The 15255-nt window shown below is 70.6% G+C and carries 12 protein-coding genes; 9 read left to right on the top strand and 3 right to left on the bottom strand.

Annotated features, from left to right (window positions below; all coding sequences use genetic code 11):
* Nucleotides 1–96 precede the first annotated feature (96 nt).
* Complete coding sequence (locus KDK95_RS18735) at nt 97–1029, bottom strand: PAC2 family protein (RefSeq protein ID WP_282971457.1); 933 nt, start codon at nt 1027–1029, stop codon at nt 97–99.
* 184 nt (nt 1030–1213) lie between these two features.
* Here KDK95_RS18735 and metH point away from each other — a divergent pair, with 184 nt between their 5' ends.
* From metH to KDK95_RS18720, 3 genes are all read left to right on the top strand, one after another.
* Nucleotides 1214–4696, top strand: a complete 3483-nt coding sequence (gene metH / locus KDK95_RS18730) for a methionine synthase (RefSeq protein ID WP_212519492.1) — start codon at nt 1214–1216, stop codon at nt 4694–4696.
* Entirely contained in the window at nt 4689–5336 is a 648-nt protein-coding gene (locus KDK95_RS18725; protein WP_212519491.1) for an HAD family hydrolase, read from the top strand. The genes metH and KDK95_RS18725 overlap by 8 nt, the downstream gene beginning before the upstream one ends.
* A gap of 94 nt (nt 5337–5430) precedes the next feature.
* Nucleotides 5431–6270, top strand: a complete 840-nt coding sequence (locus KDK95_RS18720) for an EamA family transporter (RefSeq protein ID WP_212519490.1) — start codon at nt 5431–5433, stop codon at nt 6268–6270.
* Between the two features lie 65 nt (nt 6271–6335).
* On the opposite strand, the gene KDK95_RS18715 is transcribed toward KDK95_RS18720, so the two are convergent.
* Entirely contained in the window at nt 6336–7226 is an 891-nt protein-coding gene (locus KDK95_RS18715) for a RecB family exonuclease (RefSeq protein ID WP_372463353.1), read from the bottom strand.
* A 116-nt stretch (nt 7227–7342) separates the two neighbouring features.
* Here KDK95_RS18715 and KDK95_RS18710 point away from each other — a divergent pair, with 116 nt between their 5' ends.
* Both KDK95_RS18710 and KDK95_RS18705 read left to right on the top strand, forming a co-directional pair.
* Entirely contained in the window at nt 7343–8518 is a 1176-nt protein-coding gene (locus KDK95_RS18710) for a M50 family metallopeptidase (protein WP_212519488.1), read from the top strand.
* 89 nt (nt 8519–8607) lie between these two features.
* Nucleotides 8608–9573 (top strand): tRNA (adenine-N1)-methyltransferase, encoded by a 966-nt coding sequence (locus KDK95_RS18705; protein ID WP_212519487.1) that lies wholly within the window; start codon nt 8608–8610, stop codon nt 9571–9573.
* 93 nt (nt 9574–9666) lie between these two features.
* Here the strand turns inward: KDK95_RS18705 and KDK95_RS18700 are convergent, their stop codons facing one another.
* A complete protein-coding gene (locus tag KDK95_RS18700; RefSeq protein ID WP_249161504.1) occupies nt 9667–9948 on the bottom strand; it encodes a ferredoxin in 282 nt (93 codons plus the stop codon).
* Nucleotides 9949–10313: 365 nt separating this feature from the next.
* Between KDK95_RS18700 and arc the strand changes: the two genes are divergently transcribed.
* From arc to prcB, 4 genes are all read left to right on the top strand, one after another.
* Nucleotides 10314–12110 carry a proteasome ATPase gene (gene arc, locus KDK95_RS18695; protein ID WP_212519485.1) on the top strand — a complete coding sequence of 599 codons (1797 nt, stop codon included), beginning with the start codon at nt 10314–10316 and terminating at the stop codon, nt 12108–12110.
* Nucleotides 12111–12221: 111 nt separating this feature from the next.
* The gene (gene dop / locus KDK95_RS18690; RefSeq protein ID WP_212519484.1) at nt 12222–13736 is read left to right on the top strand and encodes a depupylase/deamidase Dop; all 1515 of its coding nucleotides are present in this window, start codon (nt 12222–12224) and stop codon (nt 13734–13736) included.
* A gap of 223 nt (nt 13737–13959) precedes the next feature.
* Entirely contained in the window at nt 13960–14169 is a 210-nt protein-coding gene (locus KDK95_RS18685) for a ubiquitin-like protein Pup (protein WP_212519483.1), read from the top strand.
* Nucleotides 14170–14400: 231 nt separating this feature from the next.
* Entirely contained in the window at nt 14401–15225 is an 825-nt protein-coding gene (gene prcB / locus KDK95_RS18680; RefSeq protein WP_212519508.1) for a proteasome subunit beta, read from the top strand.
* Nucleotides 15226–15255: the final 30 nt, after the last annotated feature.

Below are 15255 nucleotides of genomic sequence, written 5' to 3'. Positions count from 1 at the left end.
CAGCCGATCGGTTGCGTCAAGAGAAGCGGAAAGTCCGCCCTCCCGTGCCGGTCGAGCCGGCTCGGAAAAGCGGACTGAAGTGCGCGAAACCGCGGGTCAGAGGGCGGCGGGTCCGTCCTCGCCGCCGCGCCGCCTGCGCTCGTGCCGGCGCAGGTAGCGCTCGAACTCCAGGGCGATGGCCTCGCCGCTGGCCTCCGGCAGATCCGCGGTGTCCTTGGCCTCCTCGAGGCTGCGCACGTACTCCGCCACCTCCGAGTCCTCGCCGGCCAGCTCGTCCACGCCGGACTCCCAGTCCTGCGCCTCCTGCGGCAGGTCGCCGGTCGGGATCGCCAGGTCGAGCACGTCCTCCAGCCGCCGGATCAGGGCCAGGGTGGCCTTCGGGCAGGGCGCCTGGGCCACGTAGTGCGGCACCGCGGCCCAGAAGGAGATCAGCGGGATCTCCTCCTGCCTGGCCAGTTCCTGCAGCACGCCGTTGATCCCGGTCGGGCCCTGGTACGTCGGGGACTCCAGGCCGTGCGCCGAGGCCAGGTCCGGATCGCCGGAGGAGCCGCTGACCGGCACCGGCCGGGTGTGCGGCACGTCCGCGAGCAGCGCGCCGAGCACCACGACGGTGCTCACGCCGAGGTCCCTGGCCAGGTCGAACAGCTCCTCGGAGAAGGACTGCCAGCGCATGTTGGGCTCGATGCCGTGCACCAGGACCACGTCGCGCACCCTCGGCTCGCCGTCCCCGTCCCGCTCCTCGTCCTCGCCCGATCCCTGGTGCGCCGCGACCGGAACGCGGGCCACCGAGAACCGGGTGGTCGGCCACACCAGCTCGCGCTCGCCGTCCTCGGCCAGCGCGAGGGTCGGCCGGTTGACCTGGAAGTCGTAGTAGTCCTCGGCGTCCATCGCGCCGAACAGGTCGGCGTCGAGTACCTCGGCCAGATGACGCACGGCGTTCGAGGCCGCGTCAGCGGCGTCGTTCCAGCCCTCGAAGGCCGCGATCATCACCGGGTCGACCAGCTCGGGCAGTTCCTCGAGCTCGATCAACCGTGCCTCCTCGTCGTCGTCGGTCGTACGCGGGCGGCACCCGTCCGGCCCGCGCCTCTAAGCGCATGCCCAGCCTACGCCCTGTGGACACAAGACCGGCGTGTCGCGGCCGATCGGTACGCTTAGAGCGTAAGCGGGTTTCCCCCGCCTCTCCGTGCCTCCTTGCCTAGCCGAAGGGTCAGTGATGAGCAGCAGCCGCGCCGCATCGCTCCGCCGAGCTCTCTCCGAGCGTGTCGTGATCGCCGACGGAGCCATGGGCTCCATGCTCCAGGGCGTCGATCTGACCCTCGACGACTTCCAGGGACACGAGGGCTGCAACGAGATCCTCAACGTCTCACGGCCCGACGTGATCCGGTCCATCCACGACGCGTACTTCGCGGCCGGGGTGGACTGCGTGGAGACGAACACCTTCGGCACCAACCGGACCGCGCTCGGCGAGTACGGGCTCGAGGACCGCATCTTCGAGCTCGCCGAATCCGCGGTGCGCATCGCCCGCGAGTCCGCCGACTCCTTCGCCACGCCGGAGCGCCCGCGCTGGGTGCTCGGCTCGGCCGGCGGCGGCACGAAGCTGCCCTCGCTGCGGCACATCGGCTTCGGCGCGGTGCGCGACGGCTACCAGACCCAGGTCGAGGGCATGATCTCCGGCGGCGTGGACGCCGTGCTGATCGAGACCAGCCAGGACCTGCTGCAGGCCAAGGCGGCCGTGATCGGCGCCAAGCGCGCGATGGCCGTCGCCGGCACGGACCTGCCGGTGATCGTCTCAGTCACGGTCGAGACCACCGGCGTGATGCTGCTCGGCACCGAGATCGGCGCGGCGCTGACCGCGCTCGAGCCGCTCGGCATCGACGTCATCGGCCTGAACTGCGCGACCGGCCCCGAGGAGTACCCCGAGTACCTGCGGCACCTGGCCAAGTACGCGCAGATCGGCCTGTCCTGCATGCCGAACGCCGGCCTGCCGATCCTCACCAAGGACGGCTCCTACTACCCGCTGACGCCGGAGCAGTTCACCTCCTGGCAGGAGCGGTTCATCGCCGACTACGGCGTCAGCCTCATCGGCGGCTGCTGCGGCACCACGCCCGAGCACCTGCGCCAGCTCGTCGAGCGCGTGCACGGCGCGGTGCCCCCGGCCCGGAACCCGCAGCCGGAGGCCGCCGCGGCCTCGCTCTACCAGGCGGTGCCGTTCCGGCAGGACTCCTCCTACCTGGCGATCGGCGAGCGCACGAACGCGAACGGCTCCAAGGCCTTCCGCGAGGCGATGATCGCCGAGGACTGGGACAAGTGCGTGGAGATCGCGCGCGGCCAGATCCGGGACGGCGCGCACCTGCTCGACCTGTGCGTGGACTACGTCGGCCGGGACGGCGTGGCCGACATGAAGGAGCTCGCGGGCCGCTTCGCCACCGCCTCGACGCTGCCGATCGTGCTCGACTCCACCGAGCCCGCGGTGCTGCAGGCCGGGCTCGAGTGCCTCGGCGGCCGGGCCGTGCTCAACTCGGTGAACTACGAGGACGGCGACGGGCCGGACTCCCGCTTCGCCAAGATCATGCGGCTCGCGGCCGAGCACGGCGCCGGCGTGGTCGCGCTGACCATCGACGAGCAGGGCCAGGCGCGCACCGCCGAGAAGAAGGTGGAGATCGCCGAGCGGCTGATCGCGGACATCACCGGCAACTGGGGCGTGCCCGAGTCGGCGATCCTGGTCGACTGCCTGACCTTCACCATCGGCTCCGGCCTGGAGGAGTCCCGGCGCGACGGGCTGGAGACCATCGAGGGCATCCGCGAGCTCAAGCGCCGTCACCCCGACGTGCAGACCACGCTCGGCCTGTCGAACATCTCCTTCGGCCTCAACCCGGCGGCCCGGCAGGTGCTCAACTCCGTCTTCATGCACGAGTGCAGCGAGGCCGGCCTCGACTCCGCGATCGTGCACGCCTCGAAGATCCTGCCGATCAACCGGATCCCCGAGGAGCAGCGCCAGGTGGCGCTCGATCTCGTCTACGACCGGCGCACCGAGGACTACGACCCGCTCTCCCGGCTGCTCGACCTGTTCCAGGGCGTCTCGGCCGCCTCCTCCAAGGAGACCCGGGCGCAGGAGCTCGCCGCGATGCCGCTGGAGGAGCGGCTGCAGGCGCGCATCGTGGACGGCGAGCGCCAGGGCCTGGAGGCGGACCTGGACGAGGCGCTGCGCGAGCGCCCGGCGCTGGAGATCGTCAACGAGGTGCTGCTCGAGGGCATGAAGACGGTCGGCGAGCTGTTCGGCTCCGGCCAGATGCAGCTGCCTTTCGTGCTCCAGTCCGCCGAGGTGATGAAGGCCGCCGTCGCCTACCTCGAGCCGCACATGGAGAAGACCGACTCCTCGGGCAAGGCCACGATCGTGCTGGCCACGGTCAAGGGCGACGTGCACGACATCGGCAAGAACCTGGTCGACATCATCCTGACGAACAACGGCTTCAACGTCGTCAACATCGGGATCAAGCAGCCGATCGCGGCGATCCTGGAGGCGGCCGAGGAGCACAGGGCCGACGCCATCGGCATGTCGGGGCTGCTGGTGAAGTCCACGGTCGTGATGAAGGAGAACCTCGAGGAGATGAACACCCGCGGCGTGGCCGCGCGGTGGCCGGTCCTGCTCGGCGGCGCGGCGCTGACCAGGGCCTACGTGGAGCAGGACCTCGCTGAGGTGTACGAGGGCGAGGTCCGCTACGCGCGCGACGCCTTCGAGGGCCTGCGGCTGATGGACGCCGTCGCCGCGATCAAGACCGGCGTGCCGGGCGCGGCGCTGCCCGAGCGGCGGGAGCGGCGGGTGCACGCCAACGCCACCCGCCTCGAGGTCACCGAGCCGGACGAGATGCCCGAGCGCTCGGACGTCGCGCTCGACAACCCGATCCCGAGCCCGCCGTTCTGGGGCAGCCGGGTGGTCAAGGGCATCCAGCTGGGCGACTACGCGTCCTGGCTCGACGAGCGGGCCACCTTCCTCGGCCAGTGGGGCCTGCGGGCCGCCCGCGGCGGCGAGGGGCCCTCGTACGACGAACTGGTCGAGACCGAGGGCCGGCCGCGGCTGCGGATGTGGCTGGACCGGCTGCACACCGAGAACCTGCTCGAGGCGGCGGTCGTCTACGGCTTCTTCCCCGCCGTCTCCAAGGGCGACGACCTGATCGTGCTGGACGAGAACGGCGGCGAGCGCACCCGCTTCACCTTCCCGCGCCAGCGTCGCGACCGGCACCTGTGCCTGGCCGACTTCTTCCGGCCCGCCGAGAGCCCGGACGGCCCGGACGTGGTCGCCTTCCAGCTGGTCACGGTCGGCTCGCGGATCGCGGGCGAGACCGCGAAGCTGTTCGAGGCCAACGCGTACCGCGAGTACATGGAGCTGCACGGCCTCTCGGTCCAGCTGACCGAGGCGCTGGCGGAGTACTGGCACGCCCGGGTGCGCGCCGAGCTCGGCTTCGGCGCGCAGGACCCGGCCACGATCGACGGCATGCTCAAGCTGGAGTACCGCGGCGCGCGCTTCTCGCTCGGGTACGGAGCCTGCCCGAACCTCGAGGACCGCACCAAGATCGTCGAGCTTCTCGAACCCCACCGGATCGGCGTCGAGCTGTCCGAGGAGTACCAGCTGCACCCCGAGCAGTCCACCGACGCGATCGTCATCCACCACCCGGAAGCGAAGTACTTCAATGCCTGAGCCGACCGCCGTACTGTTCGACATGGACGGTACCTTGATCGACTCCGAACCCGTCTGGTTCGACACCGAGGTCAGGCTGCTGGCCGAGTTCGGCTTCGAGCTCGGCCCCGAGCACTGGGGCAACGTCCTCGGCCAGCCCAACGAGGTCTCCTGCAAGTACCTGGTCGAGGTCAGCGGCATCCCGCTGACCTGGGAGGAGCTCAACGAGAGGATCGAGGCCGCGATGGTCGAGCAGCTCGCCCAGGGCTTCGAGCTGCTGCCCGGGGCCAAGGAGCTGCTGGCCGAGCTGCAGGCCGCGGGCATGCCCACCGCCCTGGTCTCGGCCTCGTCCCGGCAGATCGTCGACGCGTGCATCGGCGCGATCGGCGCCGACTTCTTCCGGCACACGGTCTCGGGCGACGACGTGGCCCGCAGCAAGCCGCACCCGGAGCCCTACCTGCTCGCGGCCCGGCTGCTCGGCGTGGATCCGGCCGAGTGCGTGGTCATCGAGGACTCGCGGATCGGCATCACGGCCGGCTCGGCGGCGGGCTGCCGGGTGCTGGCCGTGCCGCACCCGACCGTCGAGGTGCCCGACCTGCCGCGGATCACGCAGGCGCCCTCGCTCGACGGCGTGACGCTGGCGCACCTGAGCGCGCTCTGATCCGCGGCGCCCGCCGGTCCGCGGCACCCCGCGTCCACGACTTGTACATACAAGTTGTGGACGCACCGTCAGGCGCGTTGCTAGGTTCTGGGGCATGACGCCGATGGTTGTGGCCGTGGTTCTGGGCTCAGCGCTGCTGCACGCGCTCTGGAACGCCCTCGCGCACACCGCCAAGGACCGGCTCGCCGCCATCACGCTCATCGCGACGGCCGCCGGCCTCACCTGCGCGGCCGCCCTGCCGTTCCTGCCGGCGCCGAACCGGGCCGTCTGGCCGTACATCGCGGCGTCCACGCTGCTCGAGGCGCTGTACTCGTTCGGCCTGGTGCTCGCCTACAAGCTCGGCGAGTTCGGCCGCATGTACCCGATCGCGCGCGGCACCTCGCCGCTGGTCGTCGCGCTCGTGGCCACGTTCGTCGTCGGGCAGCCGATGTCGGGTTTCGAGGCGGTCGGCATCGGCGTCGTCTCGGCCGGGCTGCTCGCCCTGGCGCTGTCCAACGGCCTGCCGACGCGCAAGGACCTGCCGGCGGTGCTCGCCGCGGTCGGCACCGGCCTCGCGATCGCGAGCTACACGGTCGTGGACGGAGTCGCCGTGCGCAGGGCGGGCACGGTGCTCGGCTACTCCTGCTGGATCTTCCTGCTGCAGTCGGTCATCGTGCTCTGCGTCACCGCCGCGATCCGCCGCCGCGCGTTCGTACCTTCGCTGCGCGTCGACACCGCGCGCGGACTCGGCGGCGGCGTCATCTCGCTGACCGCGTACACACTCGTGCTCTGGGCGCAGACCAAGGGAAATCTCGCCGCCGTCGCCACGCTGCGCGAAACCAGCATCCTGATCGGCGCGGCCATCGGCGCGCTGGTTCTGCACGAGGGCTTCGGCCGGATGCGCATCGCCGCCTCGGCGGGCGTCGTCCTCGGCATCCTGCTCATCGCGCACTGAGACAGGGCAAGACGCGCCTGGGCACCGCCGCGTGCGAGGCGCGGGGGAGAGCGCGGTGCCCGGCCTCAGGCCGTCGTCGGCACGATCCGCACCTCGGGCACCGGCGGCACCTCGCCGCCCTGCGCCGGGCACAACTCGCGGAAGCTGCACCAGCCGCACAGCTTCGACGGCTTCGGATCCCACTTCTTCGCCCCGGCCGCCGCGCGGATCGCCGACCAGATCGCGGCGATCTTGCGCTCCGCGGCGAGCAGATCGGCCTCGCTCGGGTCGTAGGTCAGCACCTCGCCGTTGCCCAGGAAAAGCAGTTGCAGCCGCTTGGGCACCACGCCGCGCACCTTCCAGAGCACCAGGGCGTAGAACTTCATCTGGAAGAGGGTCTTCTCCTCGTACCCGGGCGGCGGGGCCTTGCCGGTCTTGTAGTCGACCACGCGCAGCATGCCGTTCGGGGCGATGTCCAGCCGGTCCACGAAACCGCGCAGCAGCAGCCGGTCGTCCCCCTCGCCCATCGGGGCGCGGACGAACAGTTCCCGCTTGGCCGGCTCGAGCCGGGTCGGGTCCTCGAGGGTGAAGTAGGTGCCGAGCAGCTTCTCCGCCTCGGCGAGCCAGGCCGCGCGCTCCTGCTCGCCCGCGAACAGCCCGCCGAGCTCGGGCCGCTCGGCCAGCAGCCGCTCCCACTGCGGGCGCAGCATCTCCACCGCCTCGCCCGGCGTGCGCTGGGGCGCGGGCAGGTCGAAGAGCCGCTCGAGCACGGCGTGCACCAGCGTGCCCTTGGTCGCCGCGGCGTTCGGCGGCTCCGGCACCCTGTCCACCACGCGCAGCCGGAACAGCAGCGGGCACTGCTGGAAATCCCCGGCGCGCGAGGGCGAGAGCGCGGCGGGCAGCTTGACCACGCCGGGCCCGGCGTCGAAGAGCGCGCCGTCCGCGAACTCCAGATCCGGCCGCTCGACGGCCTCCATCTCACCCATGAGCGCCCACCTTAACGCTCCCGTCCGACAGAACCCGGCGACACCGATCCGACACCGTCCCGGGGCAGGTGACACGTGGGAGCTGAGTAACCCGTAGCATCGCCTGTGTGAGCGATGACAACCAGAACAACGGCGGGCGGCCGGACCCGAACCGCTCAGCGGGCTCGGGCGGCGGCATCCGGATGGGCGCGCCGTTCGGCATCCCGATCGTCGTCTCACCGACCTGGTTCCTGATCGCCGCGTTCATCACGTACTACTTCGGCCAGGAGATCAGCGACGCCGACTTCGGCAACTGGCGCTACGCCATCGCCTTCGGCTTCGCGGTGCTGCTCTACCTCTCCGTCCTGCTGCACGAGCTGGCCCACTCCGTCGTCGCCAAGGGCTTCGGCCTGCCGGTCCGGCGCATCGTGATCTACTTCCTCGGCGGCGTCTCGGAGATCGAGAAGGAGCCGGACACCCCGAGCCGCGAGTTCGCCGTCGCGGTGGCCGGCCCCGCGCTCTCCTTCGCGCTCGGCGGGATCTTCTTCGGCGTCTGGAAGCTGATGGACCATCCGACCTCGTCGGTGGCCTTCGCCGCCTGCCAGTACCTGGTCACCGCGCTGTGGGTGTCCAACGTCGTGGTCGGCGTGTTCAACATGCTCCCCGGACTGCCGCTGGACGGCGGACGGGTGCTGCGCTCGGCCGTCTGGGCGGTGACCCGCAAGCCGCTGGCCGGCACCGCGGCCGCCGCGTGGGCGGGCCGGCTGCTGGCGATCGGCGTGCTGATCTACGCGATGCTCACGACCCGCGACGCGACCAGCGGCTCCGGCCTCTACACGCTGGTCTGGGCCGCGTTCATCGCCTCGTTCATCTGGATCGGCGCCAGCCAGTCGCTCACCGTCGCCAGGCTGCGCGAGCGGATCCCGACCCTGCACGCCCGCACCCTCACCCGGCGGGCCATCCCGGTGACCGCGGACGTCCCGCTGTCCGAGGCGCTGCGCCGCGCGGCCGGCGTCGGCGCCCGCAGCCTGCTCATCGTGGACCACGACGGCAACCCGACCGCGATCGTGCACGAGGCCTCCGTCGCCGCCACCCCGCTCGAACGGCACCCCTGGGTGCAGGTCGGCACGCTCTCCCGCGCCCTGCGGCCCGGGATGACGCTCAGCACGACCCTGGACGGCGAGTCGCTGCTGCAGGCCCTGCGCGCCACCCCGGCGCCCGAGTACCTGGTCACCGAGCCCGACGGGGCCATCTTCGGGGTGCTGTCCGCAGCGGACGTCGAGCATGCGTTCCTGGGCCGATAGGCACGGTCCAGGTGAGCGAGACGACGATCTTCGGGGCGCTGTCCGCCGCGCACGTCGAGCTTGCCTTTCCGGGCCGCTAGACTCCCCTGGTGAGCGAAACGTACGAGGAAACCGGCAAGTCACATCGGCAGGGACCGTTCCGGCCGGGTGACCTGGTCCAACTGACGGACACCAAGGGCCGGCACCACACCTTCCCGCTCACGCCCGGCAAGCAGTTCCACACGCACAAGGGCTACTTCGACCACGACGCGCTGATCGGCGAGCCCGAGGGCAGCGTCGTGCGCTCGACCGGCGGCATGGAGTACCTCGCGCTGCGCCCGCTGCTGTCCGACTACGTCCTGTCGATGCCGCGCGGCGCCGCGGTGGTCTACCCGAAGGACGCCGCGCAGATCGTCGCCATGGCGGACCTCTACCCGGGCGCCCGCGTGCTCGAGGCGGGCGTCGGCTCCGGCGCGCTGACCTGCTCGCTGCTGCGCGCGGTGGGCGACGGCGGCCGGGTCGACTCCTACGAGCGGCGCGAGGACTTCGCCGCGATCGCCGCCAGGAACGTGGAGACCTTCTTCGGCGCCAAGCACCCGGCCTGGACGCTGACCGTGGGCGACCTGGTGGCCTCCCTGCGGCCCGACGAGGTCGACCGGGTCGTGCTGGACATGCTCGCGCCCTGGGAGTGCGTGGACGCCGTCTCCAAGGTCCTGGTGCCCGGCGGCGTGCTGATCTGCTACGTGGCCACCACCACCCAGCTCTCCCGCACGGTCGAGACGATCCGCGAGCACGGCCGCTTCGCCGAGCCGGCGCCCTTCGAGACGATGGTGCGCTCCTGGCACGTCGAGGGCCTGGCGGTGCGCCCCGACCACCGGATGGTCGGCCACACCGGCTTCCTGGTCACCGCCCGCCGGATCGCCGACGGCGTCGACCTGCCGGTCCGCCGCCGCCGTCCGGCCAAGGCCGCCGCCGAGCTCGGCGAGGCCTGGGACGGGTCGTCCCCCGACGAGGCGCCGGTGGACGAGTCCGAGGCGCGCCAGGCGCGGATCGCCCGGCGCGGCGATCTCCCGTAAGTATCGTAAGTATTCGGTAAGAGTTCGCTGAGACGCACCTGGGCGTTCGGCGAGCCTGAACCGCTGTCAGATTCGCCACACGCCAGGCGCGTTTCAGTCCTCCGCGAGCGGACCGGCGACCGGCTTGCCGTCCGAGCGCCGGTGCACGTGGATGCACTCGCCCGGGCACTCCTTCGCCGAGTCGATCACGTTCAGCACCAGGTCCGCGGGCACCGGGACGCGCTGGCCGGCCGCCAGCCGCAGCTCGCCGTCCTCGCCCTTGACGTACGCGAGCCCGTCGATGTCGAGTTCGAACACGTCCGCCGCGTACTGCACGCACAGGCCGTCCCCGGTGCACAGGTCCTGGTCGATCCAGACCTCAAGGTCCTCGCTCATTCGGCCCTTCATCCCCAATGCAGTCATCACCAATTAGGCGTCCGATCTACCGTGAACCCTAACAACCCGGCCCGCGAAGGCGACATCCAGGCCGCGACTCGCGCAATGCCCTCGACATCCACGGGGACGGCGAGTAATGATCGTGCCCCGGCACGGAGTCGACAACGGCGTTGATCCGAACGGGTTACCCGAACGTCTACATGAACGAGCGGCGAAGGGGAATCCACATGATGGCAGTGTTGGCGACACCGGAAGCCCGAGCAGCGGTTCCGCGGACGACGGACGAGATCCCGGTTTGGGCGGGGTCCGAACCAGGTAGTCACGTTCTAACGTCGCAGCAGCACTCCGCGAGGAGGTGAAGGACCGTGCCAGCCCACGAAGACGACAAGCCCCTGCGCCCCGGCTCCCGAGCGGGTCGCGGCGGACCGCTCGGTAACGAGCCGGCCGCCCAGGACGCGCTCAGCCAGGTGGCCTTCCTGGAACAGGAGGTCGCCCTGCTCCGCCGCCGTCTGGCGGAGACACCGCGCGGAAACCGCGCTCTGGAGGATCGCATCAGCGAGCTCCAGGTGACGGTCTCCGGCCTGACGGCCAAGAACGAGCGCCTGGTCGCGACCCTCCGCGACGCGCGGGACCAGATCCTCGCGCTGAAGGAGGAGATCGACCGGCTCGCCCAGCCGCCGAGCGGGTTCGGGGTGTACCTCGAGGCCCAGGAGGACGGCACCGTCGACATCTTCACCGGCGGACGCAAGCTCCGCGTCGCGGTGGCCCCGGGCGTCGAGCTCGACGACCTGCAGCCGGGCCGCGAGGTCATGCTGAACGAGGCGCTGAACATCATCGCCGTGCACGGCTACGAGAAGGTCGGCGAGATCGTCTCCTTCAAGGAGCTGCTCGAGGACGGCGAGCGGGCGCTGGTGGTCGGGCACACCGACGAGGAGCGCGTGGTGCGCCTCGCCGAGCCGCTGCTCGACGCGGTCATCCGGGCCGGCGACGCGCTGCTGCTCGAACCGCGCTCCGGCTACGTCTACGAGCGGGTGCCGAAGTCCGAGGTCGAGGAGCTGGTGCTCGAGGAGGTCCCGGACATCGACTACGCCAACATCGGCGGCCTGTCCGGCCAGATCGAGCTCATCCGCGACGCGGTCGAGCTGCCCTACCTGCACAAGGAGCTCTTCCTCGAGCACGAGCTGCGGCCGCCGAAGGGCGTGCTGCTCTACGGCCCTCCCGGCTGCGGCAAGACGCTCATCGCCAAGGCGGTGGCGAACTCGCTGGCCAAGAAGGTCGCGGAGCTCTCGGGCAAGGAGGCGGGCAAGAGCTACTTCCTGAACATCAAGGGCCCCGAGCTGCTCAACAAGTACGTCGGCGAGACCGAGCGGCACATCCGCCTGGTCTTCCAGCGGGCGCGGGAGAAGGCCAGCGAGGGCACCCCGGTCATCGTCTTCTTCGACGAGATGGACTCGCTCTTCCGCACCCGCGGCTCGGGCGTGTCCTCCGACGTGGAGAACACGATCGTGCCGCAGCTGCTGTCCGAGATCGACGGCGTCGAAGGCCTCGAGAACGTCATCGTGATCGGCGCCTCCAACCGCGAGGACATGATCGACCCGGCGATCCTGCGGCCGGGACGGCTGGACGTCAAGATCAAGATCGAGCGGCCGGACGCCGAGGCGGCGAAGGACATCTTCTCGAAGTACATCACCTCCACCCTCCCGCTGCACGAGGACGACCTGCGGGAGAACGGCGGCGACCGCGCCGCCACGGTCGCCGCGATGATCCAGAGCACCGTCGAGCGGATGTACTCGGAGACCGAGGAGAACCGCTTCCTGGAGGTCACCTACGCCAACGGGGACAAGGAGGTCCTGTACTTCAAGGACTTCAACTCCGGCGCCATGATCCAGAACATCGTGGACCGGGCGAAGAAGTCCGCGATCAAGGACTTCCTCGACCACGACGCCAAGGGCCTGCGCATCTCGCACCTGCTCGGGGCCTGCGTCGACGAGTTCAAGGAGAACGAGGACCTGCCCAACACCACCAACCCGGACGACTGGGCCCGGATCTCCGGAAAGAAGGGCGAGCGGATCGTGTTCATCCGCACGCTCGTCTCCGGCAAGAAGGGCGCCGAGACGGGTCGATCCATCGACACCGTCACCAACACCGGGCAGTACCTGTAGTCACACCCGTCTGCGAGGCGCGACACCGTCGTCGCGCCTCGTACACACTCGGGGAGAAACCGTGGTCGAAGCTGGTCCCCTCCGCTGCCCCGCGCGCCTAAGCTGGTCGCCATGAGCGTACGACGGGTCATGGGCAGTGAAACCGAATACGGCATCTCGGTGCCGGGGCATCCGAACGCCAACGCGATGCTCACCTCCTCTCAGATCGTCAACGCCTACGCCACCGCCATGCAGCGGGCCCGGCGCGCCCGGTGGGACTTCGAGGAGGAGAACCCGCTGCGCGACGCGCGCGGCTTCGACCTGGCCCGCGAGCTGGCCGATTCCAGCCAGCTGACCGACGAGGACTCGGGCCTGGCGAACGTCATCCTCACCAACGGGGCGCGGCTGTACGTCGACCACGCGCACCCGGAGTACTCCACCCCCGAGGTGACCAACCCCCGGGACGCGGTGATCTGGGACAAGGCCGGCGAGCTGATCATGGCCGAGGCGGCCCGCTACGCGGCGCTGGTCCCCGGCTCGCTGCCGATCAACCTCTACAAGAACAACACCGACAACAAGGGCGCCTCGTACGGCTCGCACGAGAACTACCTGGTCTCCCGCTCGACGCCGTTCGCCGACATCGTCCGGCACCTGACGCCGTTCTTCGTCACCCGGCAGGTGTTCGCCGGCTCCGGCCGGGTCGGCGTCGGCCAGGACGGGCGCGGGCACGGCTTCCAGCTCTCCCAGCGCGCGGACTTCTTCGAGGTGGAGGTCGGCCTCGAGACGACGCTCAAGCGCCCGATCATCAACACCCGCGACGAGCCGCACGCCGATCCGGAGAAGCACCGCCGGCTGCACGTGATCATCGGCGATGCGAACCTCGCCGAGATCTCCATCTTCCTGAAGATGGGCACGACCTCGCTGGTGCTGGCGATGATCGAGGACCGGTTCATCGGCGCGGACTTCACCGTCGACCAGCCGGTGCGCACCCTGCACGAGGTGTCCCACGACCCCTCGCTCAAGCACCTCGTGAAGCTGCGCTCCGGGCGCAAGCTGACGGCGGTTCAGCTGCAGATGGAGTACTTCGAGCAGGCCCGCAAGTACGTCGAGGACCGCTACGGCACCGACGTGGACCCGATCACCCAGGAGGTGCTCGACCGCTGGGAGTCGGTGCTCACCCGGCTCGAGGCCGACCCGATGCTGCTGCGCCGGGAGCTGGACTGGGTGGCCAAGCTGGAGCTGCTCGAGGGCTACCGGCAGCGCGACAGCCTGGACTGGGAGGAGGCCCGGCTGCACCTGGTGGACCTGCAGTACTCCGACGTGCGCCCGGAGAAGGGCCTCTACCAGCGGCTGGCCGCGCGCGGCCGGTTCGAGCGGATCGTGACCGACGAGGAGATCCTGGCCGCGGTGGACATGCCGCCGGAGGACACCAGGGCCTACTTCCGCGGCCGCTGCCTGGACAAGTACGCCGACTCGGTGGCCGCCGCGTCCTGGGACTCGGTGATCTTCGACCTGCCGGAGCGCGAGTCGCTGCAGCGGATCCCCACGCTGGACCCGCTGCGCGGCACGAAGCAGCACGTGCAGGGGCTGATCGAGCGGTGCAGAACGGCCAGCGACCTGGTCCGCGAGCTGACTTCCGGCAGCTGAGCGGGAGGTGTCAGGGCCCCGTCCGGCGAGCGCGCCGGGTCGGGGCCCGAACGGTCGGCGCCGGTCGCGGGGCCGAACGTGTGAACGCCCCGAAGGAGGGGCAGGGATGATCCAAGAGCGGTGCGGGAAATCCGCTCCCGCTGTCGGTGGACCGGCGTAGGGTCGGTACCGAGACCGGTGTGCGCGGAACTGTTCCGTGGTGCGAGAGAGGTGGGTGGTCCGGATGGCGGCCAAGGACACGGGCGGGCAGGAGCGCGCCTCCCGGCAGAGCGAAGAGGCGGACGAGGAGTTCACCGAGGACAGCAGCGATCTGAAGGAGCGTCAGGCCCGGCTGTCCGAGGACGTCGAGGACGTGCTCGACGAGATCGACGAGGTCCTCGAGTCGGACGCCGAGAGCTTTGTCAGGTCCTTTGTGCAAAAGGGTGGGCAGTAGAGGCCGCATTCGGCTCCCCGGCCCGTCCCGGCGGGCCCGGTGTGCCGTGGCGGCAGGCGGGTAAGGACGGGTTCATCGAGCGCTTCGACGATAACGTTGGGGCTGCAACGAACCAGCAGTGTCTGTGCCGGCTTTGGTGACGGAGGCGGCGTACCTGAAGAGAGGGAGCTCGTGGGAACACAAAGCACTGGTTGGTCGGGCCGGGGCGGAGCGGCCGGCGACTACGGGTTGATGCGCGCGGCGTTCGCGGGCACCGGCACCTCCTTCACCGAGTTCCTGGCCGACTACAACCCCGAGTACCTGCCCGGCCGGCGCGCCGCCTCGCTCGGCGCCTCCACCGGCACGCTGCCCTTCGACCCGCCGCACGGCACCACGATCGTCGCGCTCACCTTCCCCGGCGGCGTGGTCATGGCGGGCGACCGGCGGGCCACCGCGGGCAACGTGATCGCCTCCCGGGAGATCCAGAAGGTCTTCCCCGCGGACGACTACTCCTGCGTCGGCATCGCCGGCGTGGCCGGCCTCGCGGTCGAGATGGTCCGGCTGTTCCAGGTGGAGCTGGAGCACTACGAGAAGATCGAGGGCACCACCCTCTCGCTGGACGGCAAGGCGAACCGGCTGGCCACCATGATCCGCGGCAACCTGGGCCTGGCCATGCAGGGCCTGGCCGTGGTCCCGCTCTACGCCGGCTACGACCTGGAGTCCTGCGAGGGCCGGATCTTCAGCTACGACCCGGTCGGCGGCCAGTACGAGGAGCACGGCTTCCACAGCGTCGGCTCCGGCTCGGTCTACGCGCGCGGCGCGCTGAAGAAGATCTACCGCGCCGACTTCGACGCCACCGGCGCGGTCACCGCGGCCATCCAGGCGCTCTACGACGCCGCGGACGACGACTCGGCCACCGGCGGCCCCGACCTGACCCGGCGGATCTTCCCGGTCGTCGGCGTGGCCACCGAGGACGGCTACCGCAGGCTCTCCGAGACCGAGGTCGCCGAGCTGGTCCAGGAGGTCGTGGACGCCCGGCTGCGGCGGCCCGACGGTCCCAACGCCCCGCTGCGCTGAGCAGCCACCGCCGAAGCCTCCCCACGAGAA

The sequence above is a fragment of the Actinospica acidithermotolerans genome (assembly GCF_018139625.1).
GTDB lineage: Bacteria > Actinomycetota > Actinomycetes > Streptomycetales > Catenulisporaceae > Actinospica > Actinospica acidithermotolerans.
Note: the sequence above shows the minus strand (reverse complement) of the source record. Positions and strands in the feature narration are given on the sequence as shown.

What these genes read in the sequence shown, in the direction of transcription:
- metH (WP_212519492.1), top strand. Translation starts at nt 1,214, where the DNA reads ATGAGCAGCAGCCGCGCCGCATCGCTCCGCCGAGCTCTCTCCGAGCGT.
- KDK95_RS18725 (WP_212519491.1), top strand. Translation starts at nt 4,689, where the DNA reads ATGCCTGAGCCGACCGCCGTACTGTTCGACATGGACGGTACCTTGATC.
- KDK95_RS18720 (WP_212519490.1), top strand. Translation starts at nt 5,431, where the DNA reads ATGACGCCGATGGTTGTGGCCGTGGTTCTGGGCTCAGCGCTGCTGCAC.
- KDK95_RS18715 (WP_372463353.1), bottom strand. Translation starts at nt 7,226, where the DNA reads ATGGAGGCCGTCGAGCGGCCGGATCTGGAGTTCGCGGACGGCGCGCTC.
- KDK95_RS18700 (WP_249161504.1), bottom strand. Translation starts at nt 9,948, where the DNA reads ATGAGCGAGGACCTTGAGGTCTGGATCGACCAGGACCTGTGCACCGGG.
- dop (WP_212519484.1), top strand. Translation starts at nt 12,222, where the DNA reads ATGAGCGTACGACGGGTCATGGGCAGTGAAACCGAATACGGCATCTCG.
- KDK95_RS18685 (WP_212519483.1), top strand. Translation starts at nt 13,960, where the DNA reads ATGGCGGCCAAGGACACGGGCGGGCAGGAGCGCGCCTCCCGGCAGAGC.
- prcB (WP_212519508.1), top strand. Translation starts at nt 14,401, where the DNA reads ATGCGCGCGGCGTTCGCGGGCACCGGCACCTCCTTCACCGAGTTCCTG.